General features: G+C 73.2%; 19 protein-coding genes and 1 pseudogene. 10 read left to right on the forward strand and 10 right to left on the reverse strand.

Going from position 1 to position 25,675, the window contains the following annotated elements:
- The first annotated feature begins 80 nt into the window (after positions 1-80).
- The gene (locus tag OIB37_RS19585; RefSeq protein ID WP_330458902.1) at positions 81-428 is read left to right on the forward strand and encodes a DoxX family protein; all 348 of its coding nucleotides are present in this window, start codon (positions 81-83) and stop codon (positions 426-428) included.
- A 78-nt stretch (positions 429-506) separates the two neighbouring features.
- Here OIB37_RS19585 and metG read toward each other — a convergent pair whose 3' ends face one another.
- The 4 genes from metG to OIB37_RS19605 all read right to left on the reverse strand — a co-directional run bounded on the left by metG (position 507) and on the right by OIB37_RS19605 (position 7,743).
- Complete coding sequence (gene metG / locus OIB37_RS19590; RefSeq protein ID WP_330458903.1) at positions 507-2,222, reverse strand: methionine--tRNA ligase; 1,716 nt, start codon at positions 2,220-2,222, stop codon at positions 507-509.
- A gap of 206 nt (positions 2,223-2,428) precedes the next feature.
- A complete protein-coding gene (locus OIB37_RS19595) occupies positions 2,429-4,504 on the reverse strand; it encodes a VWA domain-containing protein (RefSeq protein WP_330458904.1) in 2,076 nt (691 codons plus the stop codon).
- Positions 4,505-4,605: 101 nt separating this feature from the next.
- Positions 4,606-6,543, reverse strand: a complete 1,938-nt coding sequence (locus tag OIB37_RS19600; protein WP_330458905.1) for an FUSC family protein — start codon at positions 6,541-6,543, stop codon at positions 4,606-4,608.
- Positions 6,544-6,960: 417 nt separating this feature from the next.
- A complete protein-coding gene (locus OIB37_RS19605) occupies positions 6,961-7,743 on the reverse strand; it encodes an alpha/beta fold hydrolase (protein ID WP_330458906.1) in 783 nt (260 codons plus the stop codon).
- A gap of 88 nt (positions 7,744-7,831) precedes the next feature.
- On the opposite strand from OIB37_RS19605, the gene OIB37_RS19610 reads away from it, so the two are divergent.
- A complete protein-coding gene (locus OIB37_RS19610; protein WP_330458907.1) occupies positions 7,832-9,175 on the forward strand; it encodes an aminotransferase-like domain-containing protein in 1,344 nt (447 codons plus the stop codon).
- On the opposite strand, the gene OIB37_RS19615 is transcribed toward OIB37_RS19610, so the two are convergent.
- Positions 9,084-10,016, reverse strand: a complete 933-nt coding sequence (locus OIB37_RS19615; protein WP_330458908.1) for a hypothetical protein — start codon at positions 10,014-10,016, stop codon at positions 9,084-9,086. The two genes, OIB37_RS19610 and OIB37_RS19615, sit on opposite strands and share 92 nt — an antisense overlap.
- A gap of 435 nt (positions 10,017-10,451) precedes the next feature.
- Positions 10,452-10,943 (reverse strand): hypothetical protein, encoded by a 492-nt coding sequence (locus OIB37_RS19620; RefSeq protein WP_330458909.1) that lies wholly within the window; start codon positions 10,941-10,943, stop codon positions 10,452-10,454.
- Positions 10,944-11,156: 213 nt separating this feature from the next.
- On the opposite strand from OIB37_RS19620, the gene OIB37_RS19625 reads away from it, so the two are divergent.
- On the forward strand, positions 11,157-12,302 hold the full coding sequence (locus OIB37_RS19625) for a PP2C family protein-serine/threonine phosphatase (RefSeq protein ID WP_330461897.1): 1,146 nt from the start codon (positions 11,157-11,159) through the stop codon (positions 12,300-12,302).
- An 83-nt stretch (positions 12,303-12,385) separates the two neighbouring features.
- On the forward strand, positions 12,386-13,531 hold the full coding sequence (locus OIB37_RS19630) for a hypothetical protein (protein ID WP_330458910.1): 1,146 nt from the start codon (positions 12,386-12,388) through the stop codon (positions 13,529-13,531).
- A gap of 64 nt (positions 13,532-13,595) precedes the next feature.
- Here OIB37_RS19630 and OIB37_RS19635 read toward each other — a convergent pair whose 3' ends face one another.
- Positions 13,596-15,176 (reverse strand): LCP family protein, encoded by a 1,581-nt coding sequence (locus OIB37_RS19635; RefSeq protein ID WP_330458911.1) that lies wholly within the window; start codon positions 15,174-15,176, stop codon positions 13,596-13,598.
- A gap of 682 nt (positions 15,177-15,858) precedes the next feature.
- Between OIB37_RS19635 and OIB37_RS19640 the strand changes: the two genes are divergently transcribed.
- Positions 15,859-17,202, forward strand: coding sequence for a helix-turn-helix domain-containing protein (locus OIB37_RS19640; RefSeq protein ID WP_330458912.1), 1,344 nt, complete (start codon positions 15,859-15,861; stop codon positions 17,200-17,202).
- A 10-nt stretch (positions 17,203-17,212) separates the two neighbouring features.
- On the opposite strand, the gene OIB37_RS19645 is transcribed toward OIB37_RS19640, so the two are convergent.
- Positions 17,213-18,001, reverse strand: a complete 789-nt coding sequence (locus tag OIB37_RS19645; RefSeq protein ID WP_330458913.1) for a hypothetical protein — start codon at positions 17,999-18,001, stop codon at positions 17,213-17,215.
- A gap of 421 nt (positions 18,002-18,422) precedes the next feature.
- Here OIB37_RS19645 and OIB37_RS19650 point away from each other — a divergent pair, with 421 nt between their 5' ends.
- Entirely contained in the window at positions 18,423-20,069 is a 1,647-nt protein-coding gene (locus OIB37_RS19650; protein ID WP_330458914.1) for a glycoside hydrolase family 13 protein, read from the forward strand.
- A gap of 70 nt (positions 20,070-20,139) precedes the next feature.
- Here OIB37_RS19650 and OIB37_RS19655 read toward each other — a convergent pair whose 3' ends face one another.
- Positions 20,140-20,889 carry a DUF4142 domain-containing protein gene (locus OIB37_RS19655; protein WP_330461898.1) on the reverse strand — a complete coding sequence of 250 codons (750 nt, stop codon included), beginning with the start codon at positions 20,887-20,889 and terminating at the stop codon, positions 20,140-20,142.
- 296 nt (positions 20,890-21,185) lie between these two features.
- On the opposite strand from OIB37_RS19655, the gene OIB37_RS19660 reads away from it, so the two are divergent.
- The 4 genes and pseudogenes from OIB37_RS19660 (at position 21,186) to OIB37_RS19675 (ending at position 24,181) form a co-directional block, all read left to right on the forward strand.
- A complete protein-coding gene (locus tag OIB37_RS19660; RefSeq protein WP_330458915.1) occupies positions 21,186-21,884 on the forward strand; it encodes a DUF6445 family protein in 699 nt (232 codons plus the stop codon).
- A 188-nt stretch (positions 21,885-22,072) separates the two neighbouring features.
- A pseudogene (locus tag OIB37_RS19665) lies at positions 22,073-22,489 on the forward strand (DUF7144 family membrane protein); the annotation flags it as partial.
- A gap of 296 nt (positions 22,490-22,785) precedes the next feature.
- Positions 22,786-23,049, forward strand: a complete 264-nt coding sequence (locus OIB37_RS19670; protein ID WP_330458916.1) for a hypothetical protein — start codon at positions 22,786-22,788, stop codon at positions 23,047-23,049.
- A gap of 169 nt (positions 23,050-23,218) precedes the next feature.
- A complete protein-coding gene (locus tag OIB37_RS19675) occupies positions 23,219-24,181 on the forward strand; it encodes an MIP/aquaporin family protein (RefSeq protein WP_330458917.1) in 963 nt (320 codons plus the stop codon).
- Between the two features lie 85 nt (positions 24,182-24,266).
- Here the strand turns inward: OIB37_RS19675 and OIB37_RS19680 are convergent, their stop codons facing one another.
- The gene (locus OIB37_RS19680; protein WP_443058177.1) at positions 24,267-25,655 is read right to left on the reverse strand and encodes a hypothetical protein; all 1,389 of its coding nucleotides are present in this window, start codon (positions 25,653-25,655) and stop codon (positions 24,267-24,269) included.
- Positions 25,656-25,675 lie beyond the last annotated feature (20 nt).

Genomic DNA, 25,675 nt, shown 5'->3' on the forward strand with positions numbered 1-25,675 from the left:
CCGGGAGCTGTCACACATGTGGGGGCGTGGTCGTCAGTGAGGTGTCCGTACCTCGGCCGACCGATTCACGGGAGCACGCCATGCACATCGCCCACATCGTCGTCACCCTTCTCGCCGCCCTCATGGCCGGCTTCTCCGGTGCCGTGCTGCTGGCCCGCGCCCAGTGGATCGTCCGGGCGCTGGAGGACTACCGGGTGCCGGAGCCGTGGTGGACCTGGCTCGGGCTCGCCAAGGCCGCGGGAGCCCTGGGGCTGGTGGCCGGGCTGTTCGTCCCGGTGATCGGGGTGATCGCGGGGGTGGCGCTGGTGACGTACTTCGCCGGCGCGGCCGTCACCGTGGCCCGGGCGCGCTGGTACACCCACGTTCCCTACCCGCTCGTCTACGCCGCCCCCGTCGTCGCCGCGCTCGCGCTGGGGTACGCGGCCTGAACGGCCGCGTGCACGACGACGCCGGCCCGCCCCTCACGGGACGAGCCGGCGTCGGTGCTGCCTGCGAGGGGCCTGGCGTCAGCCCTCCGTGCCGCCGAAGCGCTCCTTGTACGTCTCCAGGTCCTCGTCCGTCAGCTTGGCGAACAGGACCGGCGGGACGGTGAAGGGGGTGCCGGCGGGGACGGCGGTCAGGGCGCGGGCCTCGTCGGCCGTCACCCACGTCGCCGTGTCGTCCGCGAGGGTGAACGCCTCGCGCATCGCCTTCGCCGTCGCCGGGATGAGGGGCTCCGAGACCACCGAGTAGAGGTGGATCAGGTTCATCGCCGTGCGCAGGGTGAGGGCCGCGCCGTCCTTGTCGGTCTTGATCTCCAGCCAGGGGGCCTTCTCCTCCAGGTAGGAGTTGCCGGCCGACCACAGGGCACGCAGGGCCGCGGCGGCCTTGCGGAACTGGAGAGCCTCCATCTGCTCTTCGTACTCGGCGAGCAGGCGCGCGATCTCCTCGCCCAGCTTCGCCTCCGCCTCGCCGGGCTCGCCGCCCGCCGGGACGTCGTCGCCGAAGCGCTTGCGGGAGAAGGACAGGACACGGTTGACGAAGTTGCCGAGGGTGTCGGCGAGGTCCTTGTTGACCGTGGCGGTGAAGTGCTCCCACGTGAAGGACGAGTCGTCCGACTCGGGCGCGTTGGCGATGAGGAAGTAGCGCCAGTAGTCCGCCGGGAGGATCTCCAGGGCCTGGTCGGTGAAGACGCCGCGCTTCTGCGAGGTGGAGAACTTGCCGCCGTAGTACGTCAGCCAGTTGAAGGCCTTGACGTAGTCGACCTTCTTCCACGGCTCGCGCACGCCCAGCTCGGTGGCCGGGAACATCACCGTGTGGAACGGGACGTTGTCCTTGGCCATGAACTGCGTGTAGCGGACGTCGGCGTCGGCGTCGTACCACCACGACTTCCAGTCGCGGTCGTCCGCGTTCTGGTCCGCCCACTCCTTCGTCGCGCCGATGTACTCGATCGGGGCGTCGAACCAGACGTAGAAGACCTTGCCCTCGGCCGCCAGCTCCGGCCAGGTGTCCGCCGGGACGGGCACGCCCCAGTCCAGGTCACGGGTGATCGCGCGGTCGTGCAGGCCCTCGGTCAGCCACTTGCGGGCGATGGAGGAGGCCAGCTGCGGCCAGTCCGCCTCGTGCCGGGCGACCCACTCCTCGACCTCGTGCTGCAGCTTGGACTGCAGGAGGAAGAGGTGCTTGGTCTCGCGGACCTCCAGGTCCGTGGAGCCGGAGATCGCCGAGCGCGGCTCGATCAGGTCGGTCGGGTCCAGGACGCGGGTGCAGTTCTCGCACTGGTCGCCACGGGCCTTGTCGTAGCCGCAGTGCGGGCAGGTGCCCTCGACGTAGCGGTCCGGCAGGAAGCGGCCGTCGGTGGGCGAGTAGACCTGGCGGATCGCCCGCTCCTCGATGAAGCCGTTCTCGTTCAGCTTCCGGGCGAAGTGCTGGGTGATCTCGCGGTTCTCGGCGGAGGAGCTGCGGCCGAAGTAGTCGAAGGCCAGCGCGAAGCCGTCGTAGACCGCCTTCTGCGCGTCGTGGGCCTGCGCGCAGAACTCGGCGACCGGCAGGTCCCGGTCCTTGGCGGCCAGCTCGGCCGGGGTGCCGTGCTCGTCGGTCGCGCAGATGTAGAGGACGTCCTCGCCGCGCTGGCGGAGGTACCGGGAGTACACGTCCGCCGGGAGCATGGACCCCACCATGTTGCCCAGGTGCTTGATCCCGTTGATGTACGGAAGGGCGCTGGTGATGAGGTGTCGAGCCATCGGGGGCTGCTCCCAGGTCGCTACGGGTACGAACCTTGAAATCGTAGCCGACGTGTGTATGCCGCCCGCTTCCCGTTTTACGGGGTGGGAAGCGGGCGGCACATGGGGGGTACGGGGAGTGGGGGTGGGGATACGGGGGGTTACTCGGGTTCTCCCCGGCTTCTCCCTGGCTTTCCCGCCCCGGCTTTCCCCGGGTTCACCTGCGTTTACGGTCGCCAGGAGGCGAGTACGCCTTCGTACAGCTCGGTGTCCGTCAGTTCGCGGGGGGTCGGGCCGGCGTGGAAGAAGGACGTGTTGTCGGTCTTCAGCTTGCGGAGGTAGTCGAAGGCCTTGTTGTCGTGCTCTCCGAAGGCCACGAAGGAGAAGAAGACGCGGGGGTGGTTCTGCGCGGCCTCGGTGAGGGACTGGGTGGCGGGGGTCTTGGCGTCGGGGGCGCCGTCGGTCTGGAAGACGACCAGGGCCGGGGTGTCCGGGGTCGTGTTCTTCCCGTGGTGGGCGAGTACGGCTTCCACGGCGACGTGGTAGCTGGTACGGCCCATGCGGCCGAGGGTGCCGTGGACGTCGTCGATCTTGGACTCGTGGTCCGGGGTGAGGGTGAGGTCGGCGGTGCCGTCCACCTCCGTGGAGAAGAAGACGACGTGGACCGTGGCCTCGGGGTCCAGGTGGGCGGCGAGAGCGAGGGTCTGGTCGGCGAGGGCCTGCGTGGAGCCGTCCTTGTAGTACGGGCGCATGCTCGCCGAGCGGTCGAGGACCAGGTAGAGCTTGGCCCGGGTGCCGGTGAGGCCGGTCTTCTCGAGGGTGGTGGCGGCGGCGGTGTAGGCGGTGGTGAGGGAGGGGGTGCGGGTCTGGAGGTCGGTGGGGTCGGCGAGGGTGGTGGGGGTGAGGGGGGCTTCTGCCTCCGTCTCCGGCTCCGGCTGCGGCTCCGGCTCTGCGGCTGCCTCCGCCTCGGCTTCGCCTTCGGCGTCGGTCGTGTTCCCACCCGCACCACCCGTGCGGGTTTCGTTGCCGGGTGCAGGTGCCTCCTGTGGGGCGTCCTCGCCGTCGGCGTCCGCCGGGTCGTTCTCCGGCTGGGTGTCCTGCTCGGCCTCGGCCTCGGCCGCGGGCTCGGTTACCGGCTGCGCGACGATCTCGGTGACCGGCTCGGGCTCGGGCTCGGCTTCCGCCTTCGCGTCGACCGCTGCCTCGGCGTCAGCCTGCGGCTCCGCCTCGGTTTCAGCCGTGGCCTCGGCTTCGGCGTCGGCCACCGCAGTGGCCTCTGCCTCTGCCCCGGCCGCCGACTCGACCTCGGCTTCCGGGCTCACCTCAGGCGCGGCCTCGGGCTCGGGCTGCGGCTCGGCTTCGGCCGCGGGTTCGGGGGCCGACTCCGGCTTCACGGCAGGAGCCGCTTCGGCCTCGGCGGCCGGCTCGGGGTCTGCCACAGCCTCCGGCTCGGTCTCGGTCTCGGCCTCCACCGTGGCTTCGGCTTCGGCTTCGTTCGTGGGCTCGGGCTCGGGTTCCGCCGCAGCCTGCGGATCGGACTCGATCTCGACCTCGGGCTCCGCCACAGCCTCGGCCTCCGCCTCGGCCTTTACCGCGGTTTCAGCCGCGGGCTCGGGCTCGGCCGGGGGCAGGATCTCGGATTCCGCCTCGTCCGCCGGGGCGGCTTCGGCCACGGGCTCGGGCTGTGCTGCGGCCTCCGGCACGTCCTCGGTTTCGGTCTTCGCCTCAGCCTCGGTGGTGGGCTCGACCGCGGTCTCGCTCGCCGCTTCGGCTTCCACCTCTGCCTCGGCCGTCGGCTCGGTGTCAGCCGTCGGCTGCTTCTCGGCCTTGGCCTCAGCCTCGACCTCAGCCGTCGGCTCCGCCTCAGAGGCGTCCTCGACCTCGACCTCTGCCTCAGCCGCGGGCTGGTGCTCAGCGGTGTCCTCGGCCTTGGCCTCGGTCGCGGCAGCCTCTGCCTCGGCCGTCGGCTTCGTTTCAGCCGCGTTCTCGACCTCGGCCTCAGCCGTCGGCTGCTCCTCGACCTTGGCCTCAGCCTCTGCCTTGGCTTCGGGCTCAGCCAGCTGCTGCTCGGCTGTGCCCTCGGCCTCGGTCTCGGCTTCCTGGCGTGGTTCGGTTCCCTGCCTCGGGACCGTCACGTTGTCGAAGGCCTTGGAGACCAAGTCGTGTTCGGAGCGGGGTTCGGGGACCTGAGGTGTCTGGTCGAGGTGGTTCTGCGAAGGTGCTGTATTCGCACTCTCCGCTTCGGCGGAACGGCCTTTGCGGCCGCGGCCGAATGCGTTCCGCAGGAGAGTCAGAATGCCCATGTGCGCAACCCTTCGCGTGAGTTGATGCCGTCGATCCCTGGCCAGGACGGACACGTAAGGTTAACGGCCCTGGCAGGGGTTTCCGTCGCTCGCCGGAACGGTCAGTGCGGTGTCGCGACGGCCCGGGCGGCCGCCACCTCTTGGCGCAGGGGTTCGAGGACGCTGTCAGCGGGGCCGGTCAGATGGGTGGGGATGGCGGTGAGGGTGTCGGCCTCCCGTACGCCCTCGGCGAGTTCGCGGAGTTGCAGGGCCAGGTGGCGCACCTCGGTGGGGGACGGCGGCGCGGCTCCGTGGCGGACGCGGACGTGGGCCGCCGTCGTCGCGTCGACGATGCGTTCCACCGCCACGACCAGTGGCCACCACGCGGCGGCGCGGCGGCCGGTGGGCGGGGGTTCGGTCAGGGCCCGCTGGAACTCCGTGCGGATGACGGACAGGTCGCGGTAGAGGAGGCGGCGCATGCGGGCGCGGGCCGTCGGGTCGGTGGCCGGGCCGAACGCCGCCTCGATGTACGCCGTCGTGTCCAGCACCGCGTCCGCCAGGCGGTCGCCGACCCGGGTGTGCCAGCTCTCCGGCCACAGGAGGTAGCCGGCGACCAGGGCGATCGCGCAGCCCATGAGGGAATCCAGGAGGCGGGGCAGCAGCAGGGCCGTGCCCTGGTGGTTGAGGATGTCGGACACGAGGAGGATCACCGGGGTGATCGCCGCGGTCTGGAAGCCGTAGCCGCGCGGGGTGAGCACGGGGACGAGCGGGGCCAGGAGCGCCATCGTGGGGACGTCCCACCAGCCGATCGGCACCTCCGTCAGGACCGCCGCGGCGATCACCAGCCCCACGACCGTGCCGAGCGCGCGCAGCAGGGCCCGGGAGAAGACCGAGCCGAAGTCGGGCTTGAGGACGAAGGTGATGGTGAGGGCGACCCAGTAGGAGCGGGGGACGGGGATGAGGGAGACCAGGGACTGGGCGATGGCGATGCACAGCGCCAGGCGCAGGCCGTAGCGCCAGGAGTTCGCGGACAGCATGACGGTGCGGGTGGCGCGGGCGGTGCGGACACCGAGCCCGGGCCGGCCGAAGCGGTCGTCGACGCCGTGCGGGTCGACGTCGGGGGCGGCGACGACCGAGGCGACGTGCCGCAGCGCGTGGTCCACGGCCCGGGAGGTCTCGGTGGTGGGCAGGGGGAGGATCGGCAGGTCCGGGTGGCCGGTGCGGCCGGTCTCGACGGCGTCGGCCAGGCGGCGCACCGCCTCGGCGACTCCCGGCGGGAGCGGCCGGCCGGCCAGGTGGACGGCGGGTGCCGCCTCGATGACCGGGGTGATCGCGTTCAACTGGGCCAGCAGCCGGGTCAGTTCCTGGCTGCGGCCGTGGTGGCGGGCACGGTGGGAGAGGATCAGGTCGTACGACTGGTTCAGCGCCCGGGTGACGTCGAAACGGTTGCTGATGTACCGGTCCGGGCTGCCGCAGGACGCGAGCAGGTCGGCCACTTCGCGGTACACGACGGCGACCGAGGCGCGCTCCGGCACCCCGGCCCTGAGTGGCCAGCCCAGCAGGGCCAGGGCCAGGACGAGCAGGCCGCCGCCGGTCATCAGCACGGGCGCCAGCCACCAGGGGTGGGGCAGCGGGAGGCCCGCGCCCACGACGCAGTTGAGTAGGAGCAGCAGTCCCGACACGGAGGCGACCGCGCCGATCGTGGAGATCATCCCGGACACCAGCGCCACGGCGGTGACGATGGCGACCGCGTACCACCCCTGGCCGAAGGCCAGCGTGCCCAGGATGACGCCGACGGCACCGACGAACTGGGGGATGGCGATGAAGATGACGCGCATGCGGTAGGCGTCGGCGGTGTCGCCGATGACGCCGTTCAGGGCGCCCATGGAGGCGAGCGCGCCGTAGGCGGGGTATCCGGTCGCGAAGCCGATCGCGAGGGGCAGGGCCATGGCGATGGCGGCCCGGGTGGCGGCGGCCCAGTTCACGGGCGCCTGCTGGGGACGGAGGTTCCGGACCAGCCAGTCGGGAGGGGTGAGGCCGATGGGGAACTCGCGGGACATACGCCCATTATCGTCGCGCGGTCGGTCCGGGGCCGGGACCGGGGCCGGGGCATCGCTCGTGCGAGCGGTTCCGGGTCGGTTTCGGGGATGCTCCGGGTCGGCTCTGGCTCGGGGCCGGGACGTTCCGGGCCGGTGCGTGGTGTTCGGGGGTGTTCCGGGCGGCCGGGCGGCGGCGCGGCACTCTCGCGAGCGGTTCCGGGCCGCGCCGAGCTGCACCGTGCCGGGTGTGGTGCCGTGCCGCTCCGAGCCAGGCCTTCGGCCTTTCCGGCGCGGGCCGGGGCCGTGTGGTGCATGGCGTCGCCAGGCCCTGCTCGGCTCTGCCCGGTCCCGCTCGGCTGCGCCCGGCCCTGCCCGGCCCCGGCCCCGCCCCGCCCCGCTCGGCTGAGCCCACCGCGAGCGGGCCGCCGGCGCCGGCGGTCAGTCGATCGTCGTCAGGAACAGGTCGAGCGCCTTGTTGAAATCCTCCGGCCGTTCCAGGTTCGGCATGTGCGCCGCCGTCTCGACGACGTGCAGCCGGGAGTCGGGGAGGGCCGCGTGCATCGCCGCGGCGTCGGAGACCGGGGTGTAGGTGTCGTCCGCGCCGACCACGACGAGGGCCGGTGCGGTGACCCTGGTGAGCAGGGGACGGTAGTCGGGGCGATCGGCGCGGCCGCGCAGGGACGCGGCGGCGCCCTGCGGGGAGGTGGCCGTCATCATGCGGTGCACGTGGGCCTTGACCCCGGGGTCGGCGCCGGGCGCGACCATCTTCTCCAGGACCTCGTCGGCGTAGCCGCGCATGCCCTCGGCGAGCAGCCGGTCGGCCATGGCGGCGCGGCTCCGCCGGCCCTCGGGCGTCTCGGGGGCGGGGAAGGTGTCCGCGAGGACCAGGCCCCGGACGCGGTCGCCGAAGCGGGCGTAGCACTCCATGGCGATCTGGCCGCCCATGGACAGGCCGGCCAGGACGAAGGTGTCCACCCCGAGGAGGTCCAGCAGGTCCTCGATGTCCCGGGCGTGCCGGGAGAGCGGGACGTTGCCGGGGGTCACCGGGGAGGCGCCGTAGCCGCGCAGGTCGGGGGCGATCACCCGGCGGCCGGTGGAGAACTCCGCGACCTGCGGCGACCACATCGTGCGGTCGAAGGGGTGGCCGTGGACGAGGACCAGAGGCAGTCGCGCGGTCGCGGTTTCGGGGCCTTTGTCGTCGTATGCGAGGAAGGGCGGCATGTGATCGACCCTAGGGTTCGCCCGCTTCTCGGTGCAATGAAATCTTTGCCCTCGGTGCAATCCGACTGGCTCGACCTCAGGGAGACTTGTGAGGGACTTCCGGCTCATCGCCGACCGGATCGCGGCCGACATCGCCGGCGGGCGGCTCCGGGCGGGGCAACGGCTGCCGCCGCAGCGGGCGTTCGCGCGCCGGCACGGGATCGCGGCCTCGACCGCGGAGCGGGTGTACGGCGAACTCGCGCGCCGAGGGCTGGTGGTGGGTGAGGTCGGACGCGGGACGTTCGTGAGGGCCACCGAGCCCGACGCGCAGCCGGGGCGTTCCCTGACGGAGGCGGCCGCCGGTGCCGCGCCGGTGAACCTTGAGCTGAACTACCCCGTCGTGGACGGCCAGTCGGAGCTGCTGGCCCCGGCCCTCGCGCCCCTGCTGCGGCCGGACGCCCTGGCCGAGGGCTTGCACCTGCCCGCCCCGGTGGCCGGGACCGCCGCCGCCCGGGTGGCGGTCGCGGGGCTGCTGGCCACCGGTGGGTGGCGGCCCGACCCGGCGAGGATCCTGTTCGCCGGCAACGCCCGTCAGGTCATTGCCGCCACCCTCGCCTCCCTGGTCCGGCCGGGCGGCCGGATCGGGGTCGAGGCGCTGACGTATCCGCTGGTCAGGGAGACGGCCGCCCGGCTCGGCGCCCTCCTCGTCCCGCTCGACTGCGACGAACGGGGACCGCTGGCCGAGTCGGTCGCGGCCGCCCACCGCACCGCTCCCCTGTCCGCGCTCTACCTCCAGCCGACCCTGCACAACCCGACCTCGCTGACCATGGGCACCGAACGGCGCGCCCAACTGGCCGACGCCATCCACAGCTTGGGGATACCGGTCGTGGAGGACCGCGTCTGGTCCTTCCTGCACACGGGCGGTGAACCGCCGCTCGCCGCGCTCGCCCCCGGGCTCGTCCACCTCGTCGACGGGCTGTCCAAGAGGGTCGCGCCGGGGCTCACCGCCGGGTTCGCCGTCGTGCCGGCCGACCGGACCGAGGCGGTGGCGCGGGCCGTGCGGTCCGGGGGATGGAGCGCGGGCTCCTTCGCGCTGGAGGCGACCGTACGGTGGATCGGGGACGGGACCGTGGACCGGCTGGCGGCGGCCAAGCGGCGGGACGCGCGGCGGCGGCAGCGGCTGGCCGCCGGGGAGCTGGACGGCTTCGCCGTGCGGTCCGATCCCGCGTCCTGTTTCGTCTGGTGGCGGCTGCCCGCCCCCTGGCGGGCCGACACCTTCACGGCGGCGGCGAGGGCGCGCGGCATCGCGGTCACCCCGGGCACCGCCTTCTCGGCGGGGCCCGGCCGCACCCCGGACGCCGTCAGGCTCGGGCTCGGGTCGGTGCCGGAGCGGGTGCTGGTGCGGGCGCTGCGGGATCTCGCCGGCGTCGCGCGGGGCGCAGGTGCCGGGTGAGCCAGGTGATCAGGGCGACCGTGAGGCCCAGACCGAGGAGGACCCAGGAGGCCGTGCGCAGGGTGCCGGTCAGGGCGTCGTAGACCGCGCCCGCGGCCGGGTGGGGTATGCCGGCCGGCAGGTCGGTGAGGGTCAGGCTGCGGCCGATGGTGAGGGCGAGGGCCAGCAGGCCGCCGCCCAGAGCGGCGCCCAGGGCGGTGGCCACGACGGCGCGGCGGCGGTGGACGGCGAGGGCGATCCCGGCGGCGGCGAACGTGACGGCCGCGACCGGCAGCCAGAAACCGGCGACTTCGAGCACGTGGAACCCCTTCCGGAGATGGCGCAGTTCGCCCGCCGAGAGCACCGACACCGCGGTGTGTTCCACGGGTATGCGGGCGGCGAGCGGCATGTGGTCCTGGGTGAGCTGCTCTTTGACCTGGGCGGTGACGGGGGCGAGGTCGACGGTCACCGGGCCCTGCGTCGCGTCCTCGGCCCGGCCCTCCTCGCGCAGGGCGCGCAGCACGGCGTCGTGCGTGATCCGGTTGCCGGTGTCCCAGGCCATCTGGAAGGCGCGGGTCTGGGTGAAGGAGCGCACCGCGTCGTGCACGAAGGGGACCACCGAGCCGCGTACCGGGCGAACGTCCATGTGCTGGTCCACCTGGCGCAGGATGTCGTTTCCGACCGTCTCCGCGACGGCCTCCCGTACGTCCGGATCGGCTGCGAGCGGCGCCAGCGTGGTGACGTACCGGCCCGTGTCGGTGAGCGTGTAGGCCGCCCAGGCACCGAGCGCGCCGAACGGCACGAGCAGGCAGGCCAGGGCGATCAGCACGGCTGACAGGACGCTCCTGAGACGGGGGGACACCCTTCCAGGCAACGGCCCCGGACCCCCGCGCGCGAGTGATATGCGTACATTCGAGCGAAAAGTCAAGCCGAACACCCCCTCCCTGTGGTGCGGCTGGGGATCCCGTTCTCCGGTGGAGGGTTCACCCGAACGGGTGTTTCCTGGTGCATGGGACAAGGCGGCTTCGGCCACGTGTCCCACGCGTCCCCCTCCGGCCCCGCGGACCTCGGACACCCGTGTGTGTGCGGGCCGCGTCCCCGGAGCGGGGCGGGTAGGTCGCCGGGTGAGTGGAGCGAGCCCGGCGGCTGCTGAGGAGGGAACAGGGGAGTGCGTGGGCCCGGCCGGGAGGCAGGGCCCACGCACGGGGCACGGGCTCCGCGGGGTTCCGGGAGGCCGGACGCCTCGGGGCGTTACCTAGGGGGCGTCGCTGACCCGAGCTGATCCAAACGACACCCCCTAGTGAACCCGCTGTCCCACCGCGTCCTCACGCGTGTAGAACCGGTAGAAGAAGATGACGAACGTGGCCGCCGCGATCAGCAGCGAGATGCCCACCGAGCGGTACATCGAGTCGCCGGTCTGGCTGTAGAGGAAGCCGAACGCGCAGCCGACGAACACCGCCCACATCAGGGCGTGCGCCTCCCGCCGTACACGGGGGATCGCCGTCAGCAGCGCGATGAGCAGGACCGCGAACACGATCGCCGTCACGAACCCGAACAGCACGTTCCAGCCGGTGATGGGGCCGCCGCTGCGGCGGTTGGCGGCCGCCCAGTAGCCGTAGACCAGTGCCAGCAGGACCGGCACCACGATCCGGCCGACCCGGTGGGTGCGCGTGTCGAAGACGTCGGGCGGACGCTGGGCGATGGCCGGGACCGCGCCGGCGGCGCCGGGTGTGCGGCCGGTGCGGCCGGTGCGGGGCGTGCCGCCGGGTGCGGGTGCCGCATGAGCCATGGGAGCACTCCTCTCTCTCCTCGTCTCTCCTCGCCCCCGCCTTCCAGGGCACACCTGGGGGGTCGGCCCGGCAACTCGGCCGGGGCGGGGGTGCGTGCCCCGATACGGCGCGTGCCCGCCCCCGATGCGGCGCGGGTGCCCGGATGCCCGGATGCGGCGCGTGTGCCCGCGTGTTTCGCTGAGAGGCATGGAGGGCTGCCCGCCGTGACGCAGATGGAGTACCGGCACCGGCGGCAGGTGTTGAGGGTGCGCGGTCACAGCGTGGCCTGGGTCCCGCCGCTCGTGCTGCTCATGGGCATCGTGCTGGTGGACCTCGAGACGGGCGAGGGATTCCGGATCGTCTCCTGGATCGTCCTGGTCCCCGGTATCGCCGCCGCGCTCTGCGGCGTGTGGACGACCACCGGGTTCGCCCTGCTGTCCCTGGTGACCTACGTCGGCGTGGACACCGTCTACCCCGACCAGTACCGGGCCGGCACCACCGACTTCGCCCTGGTCGCGGTCGGCGGTGCGCTGGCCGTGCTGGCCTCCGCCGCGCGCGTGCGTCAGGAGCGGCAGTCCCTGCACATGCAGGACATCGCCGAGACGACCCGCCGTACCGTGCTGCGCCCCCTGCCGCCCGACTGGGCCGGCCTGGAACACGCGGGGGTGTACCTGGCCGCCGACAGCGACGCCCGCGTCGGCGGCGACTTCTATGACATCCAGCCCGGCCCGCACGGCACCCGCGTCCTCGTCGGCGACGTACAGGGCAAGGGCCTGGGCGCGGTGGAGACGGCGGCGGCACTGCTCGGCACCTTCCGGGAGGCCGGATACCACGAGGCAGACCTGGCGACCGTCGCCGAACGGCTGGAGGTACGCATGCACCGGCACCGCGGGCACGTCGCCGCGCTCGGCGGGAACGACAGCGACCGGTTCGCCACCGCCGTGCTGCTCGGCTTCCCCGAGGACGACCCGGACGCCGTCGAGCTGGTCAACTTCGGTCACGAACCCCCGCTCGCCGTCGGCCCCCACGGCGTCCGCGTGCTGCCCTGCGGCGACTGCCTGCCCATCGGGCTCGGCGACCTCACCGAGGGCCGCCCGCCCGTGCACCGGGTGCGCCTGGGCCGCGACGAGACGCTCCTGATGGTGACCGACGGGGTGACCGAGGCCCGCGACCGTGCCGGGGAGTTCTACCCGCTCACCCGCGAGGTGGTCCGCGCTATCGCGGCCGACCCGCGCCGGGCCGACCCCAAGCGGCTGGTGCGCCGCGTCCGCGACGGCGTGGTGCGGCACAGCCAGGGCCACCTCGGGGACGACACCACGGTGTTCGCCGTCCGGCGCCTCTCCGGCAACGCCCCCGTACGGAGGCGTTTGCAGGCCTGAGGCGCCCCTTTGCACCAGCAGCGGCTACGGTGCTGACGTGCAGGCTCGCGCAGGGCCGCAGGGCGACCCACAGGGGAGGGACGATGCCCGGAACCGTGCTGCTGCTCGCGGCCTCGCCACTGGGCCGGGGGCGGCTGGTGGACGCGGCCGGCGTGCTGCCCGTCCTGGCCGCGGTGGCCCCCGCCGTGCTGGCCGGCACCGGCACCGCGAACGTGGTCGAACTCGCCGACCCGCTGGACCCGCAGGCCGTCCTGACCCGGCTGCGCGCCGCCGCGGCGGCGCCCGGACCGCTCACCGTGTACCTCACCGGGCAGCTGCATCTGGACCGCCGCCAGCGCCTGCCCCACCTGGCGCTGGCCCGCACCACACCGGCCACCGTCCGCTACACCGCGCTGCCCTGGCACTGGATCAGGGAGGAGCTGCGGCTCCGCTCGGCCGCGGACACCGCGCTCGTCGTCGACCTGCACGCGGACGCGGAGGCCTGGCGGCACCTGGCCGAGCGACCCCTGGACTCCGGCCGCACGGCGGCCGTCTACGGCCGTGTCGCCCCGCCGCCGTCCGGCCGGCGGGGACCGGCCGAGCCGTCGTACATGAAGGCGGTGGCGACGCTGCTGCGCAGCGGGCACCGGCCGCCGCTCGAGCGGCTGCACGCGCAGGCGCTCGCGCGGATCGCCGATTCCGGTGCCGCCGGCCGGGACATGGTGCTGGCCGGACCCGGCGGCTTCGCGCCCGGGTCCCCGTACCGTCCTGGAGTGCCTCACCAGCAGACTCCCCCGGACGGGCCGGGCGGTGTACGGCCCGACACCGGCATGGATCCCCACGCCGCCATCAGCGCCGCCGTCCGGTCCGGCCGGCACGCCGAGGCCGACGTGCTCGCCGCCCGGTACGAGCAGAGCGTCGTACGGGCGTACGGTCCCGCCTCCGCCGAGGCGCTGCACTGGGCCGAAGTGCGGGCGGACCTGGCGATGTTCGCGGGGGACGCGGCGGGCAGTTGCCGGGCGTGGCTGCGGGTCGCCGGGGTGCGGCTGGCGGCGGGCCAGGCGGTGGACGCGCCTGCCGTGGAGGCGGCCGCGGACCGGGCGCATCACCAGTGGGGCCGTATCGACGACGTGGCGCGGGCCCGTGAACTCGGGCCCGAACTGGCGCAGCTGAGGCTTCGGGTGCCGGGGCGCCGGCAGGGCGCGCTGGAGAACGTCCAGCGGCAGCTGCGGGAGCTGCCGACGGGCTGAGGTCCTCAGCCGGCGTCTTCCGGGCCGCCTCGGCCCTGACGCCGTCTTCCGGACCGCTTCGGCCCTACCAGGTGTACCCCTCCTGGACCTTCATGCAGCCCTCCTCGTCGCCGTGCTGCACCGCCGCGCTCGCCGGGAGCTTGTTCGGGGTCGTGCCCTTCGGGTAGGCGTCTCCGGTGCGCCAGTCGGCGCCGACGGTCAGGGTGATGCCCGAGACGTCGGTCGACTTGTGGACGTGGCCCGGCGGGATGCCGAGCGCCTTGGCCACCGCCTGGGCGTCGCCTTCCAGGTCGGCGCTCGGGAACTGGATGACGGTGTCGGTCTCGGAGGCGGCCGTGCTGTCCCGCAGGGCCTTGGTGAAACCCTTGCCCTGCAGGACCTGGGCGATCGCGTCGCCCCGCTGGGGTGCCGGGGCGCGGGTGGCCGACCCGGTGCCGTTGCGGACCTGCACCGCGATGTCGGCGGCCGGGGCGGCGTCGTCCGTGGACTGCTGCTCGGGCTCGTGCTGGGCGGCGCGACCGTCCATCGGGGTGTCGTCACTGATCATCGAGAGCACCTGGTCGGCATTGCCGGGGGCGGGCATCCGCCGGTTGCGGTCCTGCGGCCACTCCACGACGGGCAGCGTGGTCGTGGTGATCCGCTTGGTGGGCACCTTCTGCATCTCGCCCATGAGGTCGTACAGCTTCTTGATCGTGTCGAGGCCTTCGTCGACCACGAGTGCGCTGGTCGCGGCCTCCGCGAGCTTGCGCATCTCGGCGGGGTTGCCGAGTTGGGCGTTCTTGCGCAGCTCGCGGACCATCGAGTTCATGTACATGTGCTGGGCGTGGGTGCGGCCGATGTCGGTGCCGTCCTCGAAGCCGTAGCGGGTGCGCAGCCACTGCAGGGCCTGTTCGCCCATGACCTTGGTCTTGCCCTTGCGCAGTTTCAGGCCCGAGCCGTGGCGTGACCAGACGTTCTGGTCGACGCAGACCGGAACACCGCCGATGGCGTCGGCCATGTCGACCACGCCGGAGAAGTCGACCATCATGAAGTGGTCGATGTGCACCCGGTGATGGGTCAGTTCCGTCCAGGTGGCGACGGTGCAGCCAGGGCCGCCGCGCTCCAGCGACCGGTTGGCCATGGCCAGGGGGATGGGGTCGTACACGTGCCCGTTCTTCGGGTCGGTGCACTTGGGGATCGGGATCATGGTGTCGCGGGGCAGGCTGACGACGGACATGTTGCTGCGGTCGGCCGAGATGTGCACCAGCATCTGCACGTCCGCGAGGGGCGGTCGGCCCACGTCGTTCCTGGAGCCGCCGAGCTTGAGGTTCCTCGCGGTGTTCCGGCTGTCGGAGCCGATCAGCAGGATGTTCATCGGCGTCTGGCCGGCGGCGTTCGGGGTCGCCTCGGGCGCGGCGGACTCGCCGAGGTTCAGCTTGGCCTTCTTGATGTTGTGGTTGAGGTGCTCGTAGTAGAGGTAGCCCGCGCCGGCGGTGCCGAGGAGGAGCAACGCCAGGCTCGCCGCGGACCAGCGGAGTATTCGGCCCCCGCGTCGCGGCGAGTCACGCCGTGCGTCGCGTTCGCGGCGGCTTGCGTCCTTTCCCGGGCGCCCGTTCCCGGCGGGTGGCGTCGAGTCCGCCTTCGTGTGCACGCTGCTGTCCGTCATCTCCGTGCCCTCCCCCACCCTTGGCCCCCCGGCCCCTGACCCCGCAAGGCATCCCGGCCCGGCGGCCGGGCGGGCACGCCACGGCGCGGGCAGACGGGATGGCTCACCTTAGACACGCTGTTCGCCGTCAAGTCCTGACGGTGAGATATTCCACTCTCGTACAACCGTCGATCGGTCCCGCTTTGCGGAGAACGGTTCCCGGATCTTGGGCCACGTTTTACCCGAGAGTATGCGTGATCTTGAACTGGCCGTGTTTCAGGTGGCGTTGGCGTTGGCGGTGAGGGCGGCCAAGGCGGCCAAGGCGGCCAGGGGGGTCGGCGCGGTCCGCGCGGTCACGTGCCGGCGGTGCCGGCGGGGACCGGTCAGCGCTGGGCGTGCCGGGCCGGCGGCGGGGGCGCGGGGGTGTCCGACGCCCGGGCGGGGCCCGCGGCCGATGCCGCGATCAGGGCCGCTACGGCGATCACGGCGGCGGCGACACCCCGTGCGACGGGGCTCCTGGCGCCGGCGGGAAGCCGCGGCGGGGAAAGGGTGTCGGGGCGTCCGTAGGGCGCGGAAGTACGTCCGAGCACGGCGACCTCGCAATGACAGCGACGTATCAAGCATGCTTAACCCGCCGTTTAACCTAGGGGCTGTGGGGCGCCAACGGCAAGAGGCGCCAAGAGAGTTGGGGGCGGGCGGGGGAATGCGGGAGCGCGACGAACCAGAGGTCATAGGACGGCGTGTGCAGCAGCTGCGCACCCAGCGCGGGCTGACCCAACGGCAGTTGGCGGAGCCCGCCTACAGCCCCGCCTACATCTCCACCCTGGAGGCCGGCCGGGTCAGGGCCTCCGACGAGGCGCTGCGGCACATCGCGGGCCGGCTCGGGGTCGCCTTCGACGAGCTCGCCGTCGGCCGGCCCGCCGGTCTCGCCACCGATCTGCGGCTGCGGCTCACCGAGGCGCGGCGCGCCCTGGCCGACGGCAAGGCGGAGGAGGCCGCCGCGCAGTACGCGGAGCTGCTGGCGGAGGCGGAGAGGCACGAACTCGGCGCCGAGCGGGCCGACGCGCTGCTCGGGCTCGGCGAGAGCGCGCTGGAGACCGGTGAACTCGGCAAGGCGCACGAGTACTTCGAGGGCGCCGAGGAGCAACTGGCGGGTCAGTCCCTGCCGGTCCGGGTGCCCGCCCTGCGCGGGCGGGCCGTCGCCCACTACCTCGGGGGCGAACTCCGGTACGCCGTCTACCTCCTGGAGTCCACGCTCGACGAACTCAACCGCGGTGGCCTGCACGACCCCGACGCCCTGCTGCTCCTGTACGCCAGCGTCATCGGCCCCTACATGGACATGGGCGCCCACGCCCGTGCCGCCCAGGCCGCCGAGTTCGCCCTCGCGCTCGCCCCGCGGGCCGCCGACCCCGTGCTGATCGCCCGCATGCACCGCTCGGTCGCCCGCACCCTGCTCGCCGAGGGCCGTGTCGCCGAGGCCGACGCCTCCCTGGCCAAGGCGGCCGAGCTGTACCGGCAGCTGCAACTGCGCACCGAACTCGCCAACTGCCACTGGATGCGCGGCTACGTCTACGCCCAGAACGGCGAACTGGAGCGTGCCGAAGCCGAGTTGCGGCAGGCCCACACCATGCTCTCGGAGACCCGTGCGGCCCTCTACCGCAGTCAGGCCGCCGTGGAGCTGGCCGACGTCCTGCACCGGCGCGGCAAGTCGGCGGAGGCCGCCACGCTGCTGGACGGCGTCCTCGGTGACTTCTCCTCCGAGCGCGGCGCCGTTCACGCGGCCGCCGCGCACCGCCTCCTCGGCATCATCGCCGAAGACGCCCGCGACACCGAGTCCGCCGAGGAGCACTACGTCCGCGCCCTCAGCCTCCTCGAACGCGCGGGCGCGGCCGGTGACCTGGCCGACCTCTGCCGCCTCCTCGGCGACCTCCTGCGCCGCACCGGCCGCACCGAAGCGGCCCTCGACGCCTACCGGACCGGCCTCGGCCACCGCACGGCCCCGGGCACGACCACCCTGGGCCCGGCCCCGGCCCAGCCACCGCTGTAGGGGCGGGCGGTCAGACCTGCGCCCGCCCCTGCCGGCGTACGTCCGCCAGGCGGAGCGCGCCGATCTGGACCGCGGCCTGGGTCGCGTCGTTCGGCACGTCGCCCAGCCCGCCGTTGGTGAGGGCGAAGGCGTCCTCACCGACGCGGACGGCGGCCACGTCCAGCGTGAGGAAGGCCTCGTCCTCTCCTTCGGTGGAGACGGCCGCGAGGGTGACGCGCAGACCCTGGCGGACGTCCCCGACCTCCGGCAGCGGGGCGTCGGTGACCTGGACGTCCTCGGTCAGTCCGAGTTCCGTCGTGGCCGTGAACCTCGCGCACTTGGCCGGCATCGTCCGCAGCCAGTCGAGCGTGGTGTCCACGTCGGCCGGTCGGCGCGCGCCGATCTGGTAGCGGAGCTGGGCGTCGGTGTCGGCGTCGTCGAGGCCGACGGCGACACGGGAGGGACCGCCGAGGAGTTCGTCGGTGTAGAGGGCGTCGAGGAGCGGCTGGCAGTCCCCGGCCTCGGTGGTCGCCTTCAGCAGCCCGTCCCGCCAGGTGGCCGCCCCGCGCGTCGCCGCCCAGGGGGCGCCGAGGTCGGTCTCGGTGAGGAGCGCGGCCTGGGCCTGCGCGTCGGTGAGCGTGGAGCCGTCGCCCCGCGTCGGCTCCTTCGGCTTCGGCTTCGGCCTGTCGATCGTGGGCAGGGGCTGCGGCGCGGTCGCCGGGGTCTCGAGACCGAGGGTCGCGCAGCCCGTGAGGGTGAGGAGGCCGACGGCGAGGGCGACGGCGCCCCGGGGGCCACGGGTGCGTATGACAGCGGTCATCGGAGGCCTCCTGGGCGGGCCGTCGGGTGGGGTGCCTGCTCCCACGGCATCACCGCCCGCACCCGCTCACCAGCGCTCCGGGCCGTCCGGGTGAGGGACCCCGGGGAAACCGCCGTACGGCGCGACCGGCCCGGCCGTCGTACGCCTCCGGGGAGGCCGGTCGTACGCCTCCGGGACGGCCGGTCGTACGCCTCCGTTCCGGCCGTCGTACGTCTCCGGGACGGCCGGTCGGCGGCGATACCGGGACGGTGCCGCGCATCTGGTCCAGGGCCGGCGGCGAGGAAGGAGCGGAGCGGCTCATTCGGGCAAACGTTCGAAGTGGCTCCGGGAAGGTTCCCTTTCGGGGTGATGTGGACAGATTCTGTAGCGTCGATCCTCCGGCGTCCCGTCCCCTCCGGCGTCCCGTCCGAACGGAGCCCGTATGGCAGACCTCTCGTCCAGGAACCCCGACTGGTGGCGGCAGGCCGTCATCTACCAGGTCTATCCGCGCAGCTTCGCCGACGCCGACGGGGACGGCCTCGGCGACCTCCGGGGCGTCACCGAGCGCCTGAACCACCTGGCCACGCTCGGCGTCGACGCCCTGTGGCTGAGCCCCTTCTACCCCTCGGAACTCGCGGACGGCGGCTACGACGTCGCCGACCACCGGGACGTCGACCCGCGGCTGGGCACCCTGGACGACTTCGACGCCATGGTGGCCGAGGCCCACCGGCTGGGCCTGAAGATCGTCGTCGACATCGTCCCCAACCACACCTCGCACCTGCATCCCTGGTTCCAGGAGGCTCTGCGGGACGGCCCCGGATCAGCCGCCCGCGACCGCTACGTGTTCCGCCTGGGGCGCGGAGCGCACGGCGAACTCCCGCCCACGGACTGGCATTCGGTGTTCGGCGGCAGCGCCTGGCAGCGGGTCCCGGACGGCGAGTGGTACCTGCATCTGTTCGCCCGCGAACAGCCCGACCTCAACTGGGACGCCGAGGAGGTCCGCGCGGACTTCCGCACCACCCTGCGCTTCTGGTCCGACCGGGGCGTCGACGGCTTCCGCGTCGACGTCGCCCACGGACTGTCCAAGGACCTCGCCGAGCCGCTCCGGGACGTGGCAGCCCTCGGCGCCACCGGCGAGGACGCCCTGCTGCTCGTGCCGCCCGGCAGCCACCCCTACTGGGACCGCGACGCGGTCCACGAGATCTACCGCGACTGGCGCACGATCTTCGACGCCTATGACCCGCCCCGCACCGCCGTCGCCGAGGCCTGGGTCCCGGACACCCGCCGGGCCCTGTACGCCCGCCCCGACGAACTCGGCCAGGCCTTCAACTTCGAATACCTGGCGGCCCGCTGGGACGCGGAGGAGCTGCGGCGGGTCATCACCGGCTCCCTCGCCACCGCGCACGCCGCGGGCGCCTCGGCCACCTGGGTCCTCTCCAACCACGACGTCGTGCGCCACGCCTCCCGGCTGGTGATCCCGCCCGGCACCGACTCCGACGCGTGGCTGCTGTCCGGCGGCACCGCGCCGGCGGTCGACCGGGAGAGGGGCCTGCGCCGGGCCAGGGCCGCGACGCTGCTGATGCTGGCGCTGCCCGGGTCCGCGTACCTCTACCAGGGCGAGGAACTGGGCCTGCCCGAGGTCGCCGACCTGCCCGCCGAGGTGCTCCAGGACCCGGTGTGGACGCAGACCGGTCACACCCGCAAGGGCAGGGACGGCTGCCGGGTTCCCCTGCCGTGGACGCCGACGGGACCGTCGTACGGCTTCGGGCCGGGCGGGGCCTGGCTGCCGCAGCCGGAGTCGTTCGCGGCGTACGCCGTCGCGGCGCAGGCCGGTGTCGAGGGCTCGACCCTGGAGCTGTACCGCACCGCGCTGCGGCTGCGCCGCAAGCTGCTCGACGGCGAGGCGCTGACCTGGACGACCGGAGCCCCGGCCGGCGTCCTGGACTTCGGCCGCGGGCCGGGCTGGCGGTGCGTCGCCAACACCGGCGACACGAGTGTGCCGCTCCCGCCGGGTGAGATCCTCGCGTCCAGCGCCCCGCTGAACCCGGCGGGCATCCTCCCGCCGGACACCACCGTCTGGCTCGCCTAGGCCGTGTCCGGAGAGCGTGCCGGCCCGCCGTGCCCGGGAAGCGTGCCGGCTCGCCGTGTCAGGGAGCGGGCTAGCCGACGGTCGGGGGAGCCCCGGCGGCGGGGGCGCCGCTTCCCGCTCCGCCGCCGGTCAGGCCGCTCAGGTCCAGCGGGGTGGACGTGGCGTTCGCCGGAGGCGTGAGCACCACCTCCGGTTGGCCCGGCACCGGGGGCGGCGGGGTCAGGTCCGTGGTGGGCAGCTTCGGCGGGGTGGTCTGCTGGAAGATGGTCTGGTCGAAGTCGACCAGACCGGTCTTCTCCATCACCGTCATGTGGTCGAGCACGGTGTCGTTGGCCTGGTCGGCGAGGGCCCGCACCAGGGAGTTCTTGCTGGTGGAGCGGATCTTCGCGATCGTGTTGAAGATCGAGCCGTGGGTCATGCGCAGGATGTTGGCGAAGTCCGAGTCGAACTTCTTTCCGCTGTCCGACTTCAGGGTGGCCACGAAGCCCTGCTGCTGCGGGCTCGCCAGGTTCGGCAGCGTGATGTTCAGCATCGGCGCGATCTTGCGGCAGGAGGCGTCCAGCGCGGCGTGCCCGTCGATCAGGTGCTTGCTCGCGGTGAGGACACCCTTCGTGGTGCCCTTCTGCAGGCCTATCTGGCCCACCGGGTACTCCCACAGACCGGCGGCCCGTACCTTCACCACGAAGTCGCGGTCCTGCTCGGTGAGAGGGCCCCACTGGGTGTTGGCGACCAGGCGTGTCTGCGAGGCGGACACCGTGTCCAGGCCGAGCATGCCCGGGTAGGCGAGTGCCGCGAGGGTCAGGGCCATCGCACCGCCCACGAAGAGCGTTCCCGTCGCGTTCCGCGAAAAGCGCACCGTACCTCCTGCCACGTGAATCCCGCCCAAGAGCGGTTCGGACGCACAGCAGTACGGATGCGGAGGCGATTCGTATCGACGTTCCGGGTAAAAATTCCGGACGCGTTCCGCAGCCCCCACCCGCGTCACCCCTCGCGGCCCCCTCGCAGCCGCGCCAGCGGCCCCACCTGCTGCCACCGGCCGCGGCCGTCACGGCAGTTGGTGAAAGGTTGACCATTCCTCGGGAGAAGGCAGGGGAAGCACGGTTCTAGATTCGCCGCATGCCCCCACAGCCGCCCCCACAGCCATGGCCCGCGAGGCCCGCCGCACTCCCCGTCCTGCCCTACCGCAAGCCCACCAAGGGCCGCGACTACTGGGTCCTGGACGACGCGCTGCCCGACGTCGACGCCGTACGGGAGCGCTGCCTGGCCAAGGACGACTGGGTCGAGGGGTACCCGTACACCTCCGAGACCTGGCCCGGACTGCGCGCCATGCCCGGACTGGAGCCGGGCGAACTCGGACGCATCGAGCGGTTGGTGAAGAAGGCGACCGGGGCGAAGGAGCTGTGGGTGCAGCGGGCGCCCGGCGGCGGCACTCTCAACCACAACTGCGTCCAGGTGGTCGGCGAGGGCGAGAGCGAGCCGCGCCCGCACACGGACTCGCGCGCGCTGTGCCGGTACGCGGCCGTGCTGTACCTCAACCCGCACGTGCCCAAGGACTGCGGCACCAGCTTCTACCGCCAGTCCCTGCCCGGCGGCCGGCTCGGCGGCAACGTCGTCCAGGCCCCGCACAACAACCTCGTCGAGGCCCTCGGCACCCGCTTCGTCGCCCCCGACGCCTTCGAGGAGGACGTCCGCGTCCCCCACAAGTACAACCGCCTGCTCCTTTACAACGCCAACCTCGTGCACAGCGCGACCGGGTACTTCGGGCAGTCGCTGGCGGAGAAGCGGATGACGGCCGTCTTCTTCTGGATGGCCTGAGCCGCCTGCGCCCGGACGGCCGGGCACCCGGACGCCTGAGCCGCCTGAGCCGCCTGAGCCCGGACGCCTGGACGGCCGGTCTTCCGTGTCGTTCACCCGTTCGGAGTAGTTCCCGTGGTCACCCGGGCGGGTGAGCCGGATCGTCGTACGTACGACCTGCTCGGGGCGACCACGGCGGAGGTGCGGCCATGACCCAGCAGCAGACGCAACCGACGGCCCATGACACATCCCCCATACGGCACGGAGGGTGGGCAGCGGGAGGCACCGTCTTCGCGGGCGTGCTGATGCTGATGGACGGCATCCTCGCGATCCTCCAGGGCATCTCCGCGATCGCGTCCGACGACGTGTACCGCCGCTTCGGCGACTACGTCTACAAGGTGGACCTCACCGGGTGGGGCTGGATCCTCCTCGGCCTCGGCATCGTGGTGACGCTCACCGGTGCGGGCGTCCTGATGGGGATGGCCTGGGCGCGGGTGGTGGGCATCGTGCTCGCCGCGCTGAGCATGATCGCCCACATCATGTTCCTGCCGTACAACCCCATCTGGTCCCTGATCATGGTCGGCATCGACTTCTTCGTGATCTGGTCCCTGGCGTCGTACCACCCGCACATCGGCGCGCCCCACGCCGCCACGAACCAGCCCGGCCCCGCGACGCCGCACTCGGACCCGGGCACGCCCCGGCCGAACCCCGGCACCACGCCTCAGCCCGACCGCCCGGTGACCTGAGTGACCTGAGTGACCTCAGAGCACTCGCCCGGCGCGCCGGCCTCTCCTCCGCCGCTCGCCCGCCGTCCGCCCGGCTCCGGCCGGGCGGGCCGTGGATCCCGCGCGGCATCGTCGCCGACGCCTACCGGTGCACCGTCCCGGGCCGGAAGCTGCCCGTCTCGGTCAACGTGTGGTGGGTGCTCTGGCTGATCGGAGGGGTGACCGGAGGGATCGCCGGGGGAGTCGGACTCGCCCGCGGTGTCACCACCGACCAGGTCATCGCCCGTGCCTACGGGGAGATATGGCCCCTGCTGATGTCCGACGCCGTCGTCATCGGGGCGGCCGTCGCCGGCGCCTGCGTCGTACGGGCCGTGACGGCCGTGCAGATGGAGCGGATCGCCACGGACGCGCGTGCGGACGCGCCGGAAGCGGCGGACACGGCGGCCGAGTTCGTCGGGTAGGGGCCGCGGGTCTCTGACGGAGCGGGTCTCTGACAGTCGGTCCCCTGACGGCGACGGCGGTTACCCCGGACGGCGGTTACCCCGGACGGCGGTTGCCGCCCTGCGGGGTGACCGTTTGTGGGACAAGATGGCGATGTTGGCCGTTTCGCTCCTCTTCAAGGGGGCCCGCATGGCTGTCGAGATCCATCCGCTCGTCAAACCGTCCCGGTTCAAGCACCGGGGCGGTCTGGTGGGCGAGTGCATGGCGGAGTTTCTCGGGACCTTCGTCCTCATCTCCTTCGGGTGCGGCGTGGTCGCGATGGCGGTGGCCGCGCTGCCCAGCTCCGGCCGTGCCGCCACCACCACGACGGTCTTCCTCGCGGCCGGTGACTGGCTGCTGATCGCCTGGGGCTGGGCCTTCGCCGTGGTCTTCGGCATCTACGTGGCCGGCGGCGTCAGCGGCGCCCATCTGAACCCCGCCGTCACCCTGGCCATGGCCGTGCGCCGCGGGTTCCCCTGGATCAAGGTGGTGCCGTTCTGGTGCGCCCAGGTCGCGGGCGCGTTCGTCGGCGCCGCGCTGGTCTACCTCGTCTACCACAACGCGATCGACACCTTCGACGCGGCCGTCAAGGGGCCCAAGGTGGACGGGCACACGCTCTCCACCTTCTCGATCTTCGCCACCTTCCCGGCGGACTACTTCCACGGCGGAATCTGGGGCCCGCTGATCGACCAGATCGTCGGCGCCGCCTTCCTCGTCATGTTCGTGGTGGCAGTCCTCGACCTGCGCAACCAGGCCGTGAAGGCCAACCTCGGCCCGCTGATGGTGGGTTTCGCCGTCGCCGCCATCGGCATGTCCTACGGCGCCAACGCGGGCTACGCCATCAACCCCGCCCGCGACTTCGGCCCGCGCGTGTTCACCTGGGTGGCCGGCTGGGGGAGCCTGGCCTTCCCGGGCAACTCGGCGGGGTACTTCCACGACTTCTGGTGGGTCCCCATCGTCGGTCCCTTCATCGGCGGCATCGTCGGCATCCTGGTCTACGACCTCTTCATCGGCGACGTCCTCCAAGTCCGCGCCGAGCTGGGAGAGTTGCCGGAACCCGGGCGAGGGGCGCGGCCCATGCGGACGGTGGACCCGGACCAGAAGAACGTGTAGCGGCCGATGCGTGCGGCGGTCGGTGCGTGCGTGCGGCGGTTGGTGCGTGCGTGCGCCGGTCGCCGCCCGCTCGCCAGCCGCCCGCTCACCAGCCGGTCAGCAGCAGGTGGTTGAGGAGCAGAGCCAGTACCGCCTGCGCGGTGAGCCAGGCCCGCGGGCGGGGCAGATACGCGCAGGCGGGCAGGAGCCACACGGCGAAGGGGAGCCAGATGCGTTCCGTCTCGGCCTTGCTCATGCCGGACAGGTCGGCGACGAGGAGGGCCAGCAGGGCGGCCGCGACGAGGACGGCGAGCCGCCGGTCGGCGGTCGGCGTCCGGGGGGTCAGGGCGGTGGCGGCGCGGCGGAGTCCGGCAGCGGTGGCCGGTCCGGTGATCAGGACCGCGCAGGCGAGGTTGGCCCAGACCCAGTAGCCGTAGGGGCGGACGCCGCCGACGCCCTGGTAGTAGCGGGTGACCAGGAGGTGGTACGCCGTCCACCAGTCGAACCCGGCGAGTGTGAACGCCACCGGGACGACGGCCAGTCCGGCGAGGAGAGCGGCGAGGAGGGCCGGGCGGACGCCCCTTCTGCCGAGGAGGAGGACCGTCGCGCCGATCAGGGCGATGAGCGTGAGGCCGTAGGAGAGGTAGCAGGTCAGGCCGAAGAGGAGGCCGGAGGCCGCCGCCCGGGCGGGGGAACGGGTGGTGACCGCCAGGGCGAGGAGGGCCAGGGCCCAGGCGGCCGCCGCCGCGAAGTACGCGTCCGCCGAGGTGCCGAGCCAGACCGCGGCCGGGGCCAGGACCAGGAAGGGGGCGGCCCGGCGGGCCAGGGACTCGTCCGTCAGCGCGCGCAGCGCGATCAGTACGGCCGCGCAGGCGGAGGCGCCGAGCACCACGCACCACATCCCGGCCCAGCCGCCGCCCCGCAGCCCGATCCGGTCCAGCAGCACGAAGGTGAGCGTGGCGCCCGGCGGATGGCCCGCGACATGGGCCGGCCAGGGGGACGGCGTGCCGGCGACGATGTGCTGGGTGAAGTCGCGCAGGGCGGCCGGGATGTCGTGGAAGCGGCCGGTCACCCGCAGGTACTCCTCGCGTGTCGTGAGGCGGCCCGCGATGCCCCGGTGCCAGCCGTCGACCAGGGCGAGGGAGACGACCCACGCGGTGGACGCCGCCCACGCCGTCAGGGGCAGAAGACGCCAGGGCAGCCGGTCGGCCAGCCGCGGGCCCCAGACGACCGTGGCCACCGCGAGGAGCACGGCGGCCGGGGTGCCCGGGCCGACGTGCGGGTCCCACTCGGCCAGCACGGGCGGCCAGTGCACGAACAGGGTGTGGCGCGTGTCCTGGATGTGCCGGCCGACCAGCACGGCCGCCGTCACGAGCAGGGCGGCGGCCACGGCGGCGGCCAGGTCGCGGAGCAGGGGCGCGCGGGTGGAGGCGGGCGTGCCGGGGGCGTCCGGCGCACGGTGCGGGTGGGCGGGAGCGGGGTGGCGGGGGGTCACACCGGCACGCTAGGCCGCGC

The organism is Streptomyces sp. NBC_00820, from assembly GCF_036347055.1.
Lineage (GTDB): Bacteria > Actinomycetota > Actinomycetes > Streptomycetales > Streptomycetaceae > Streptomyces.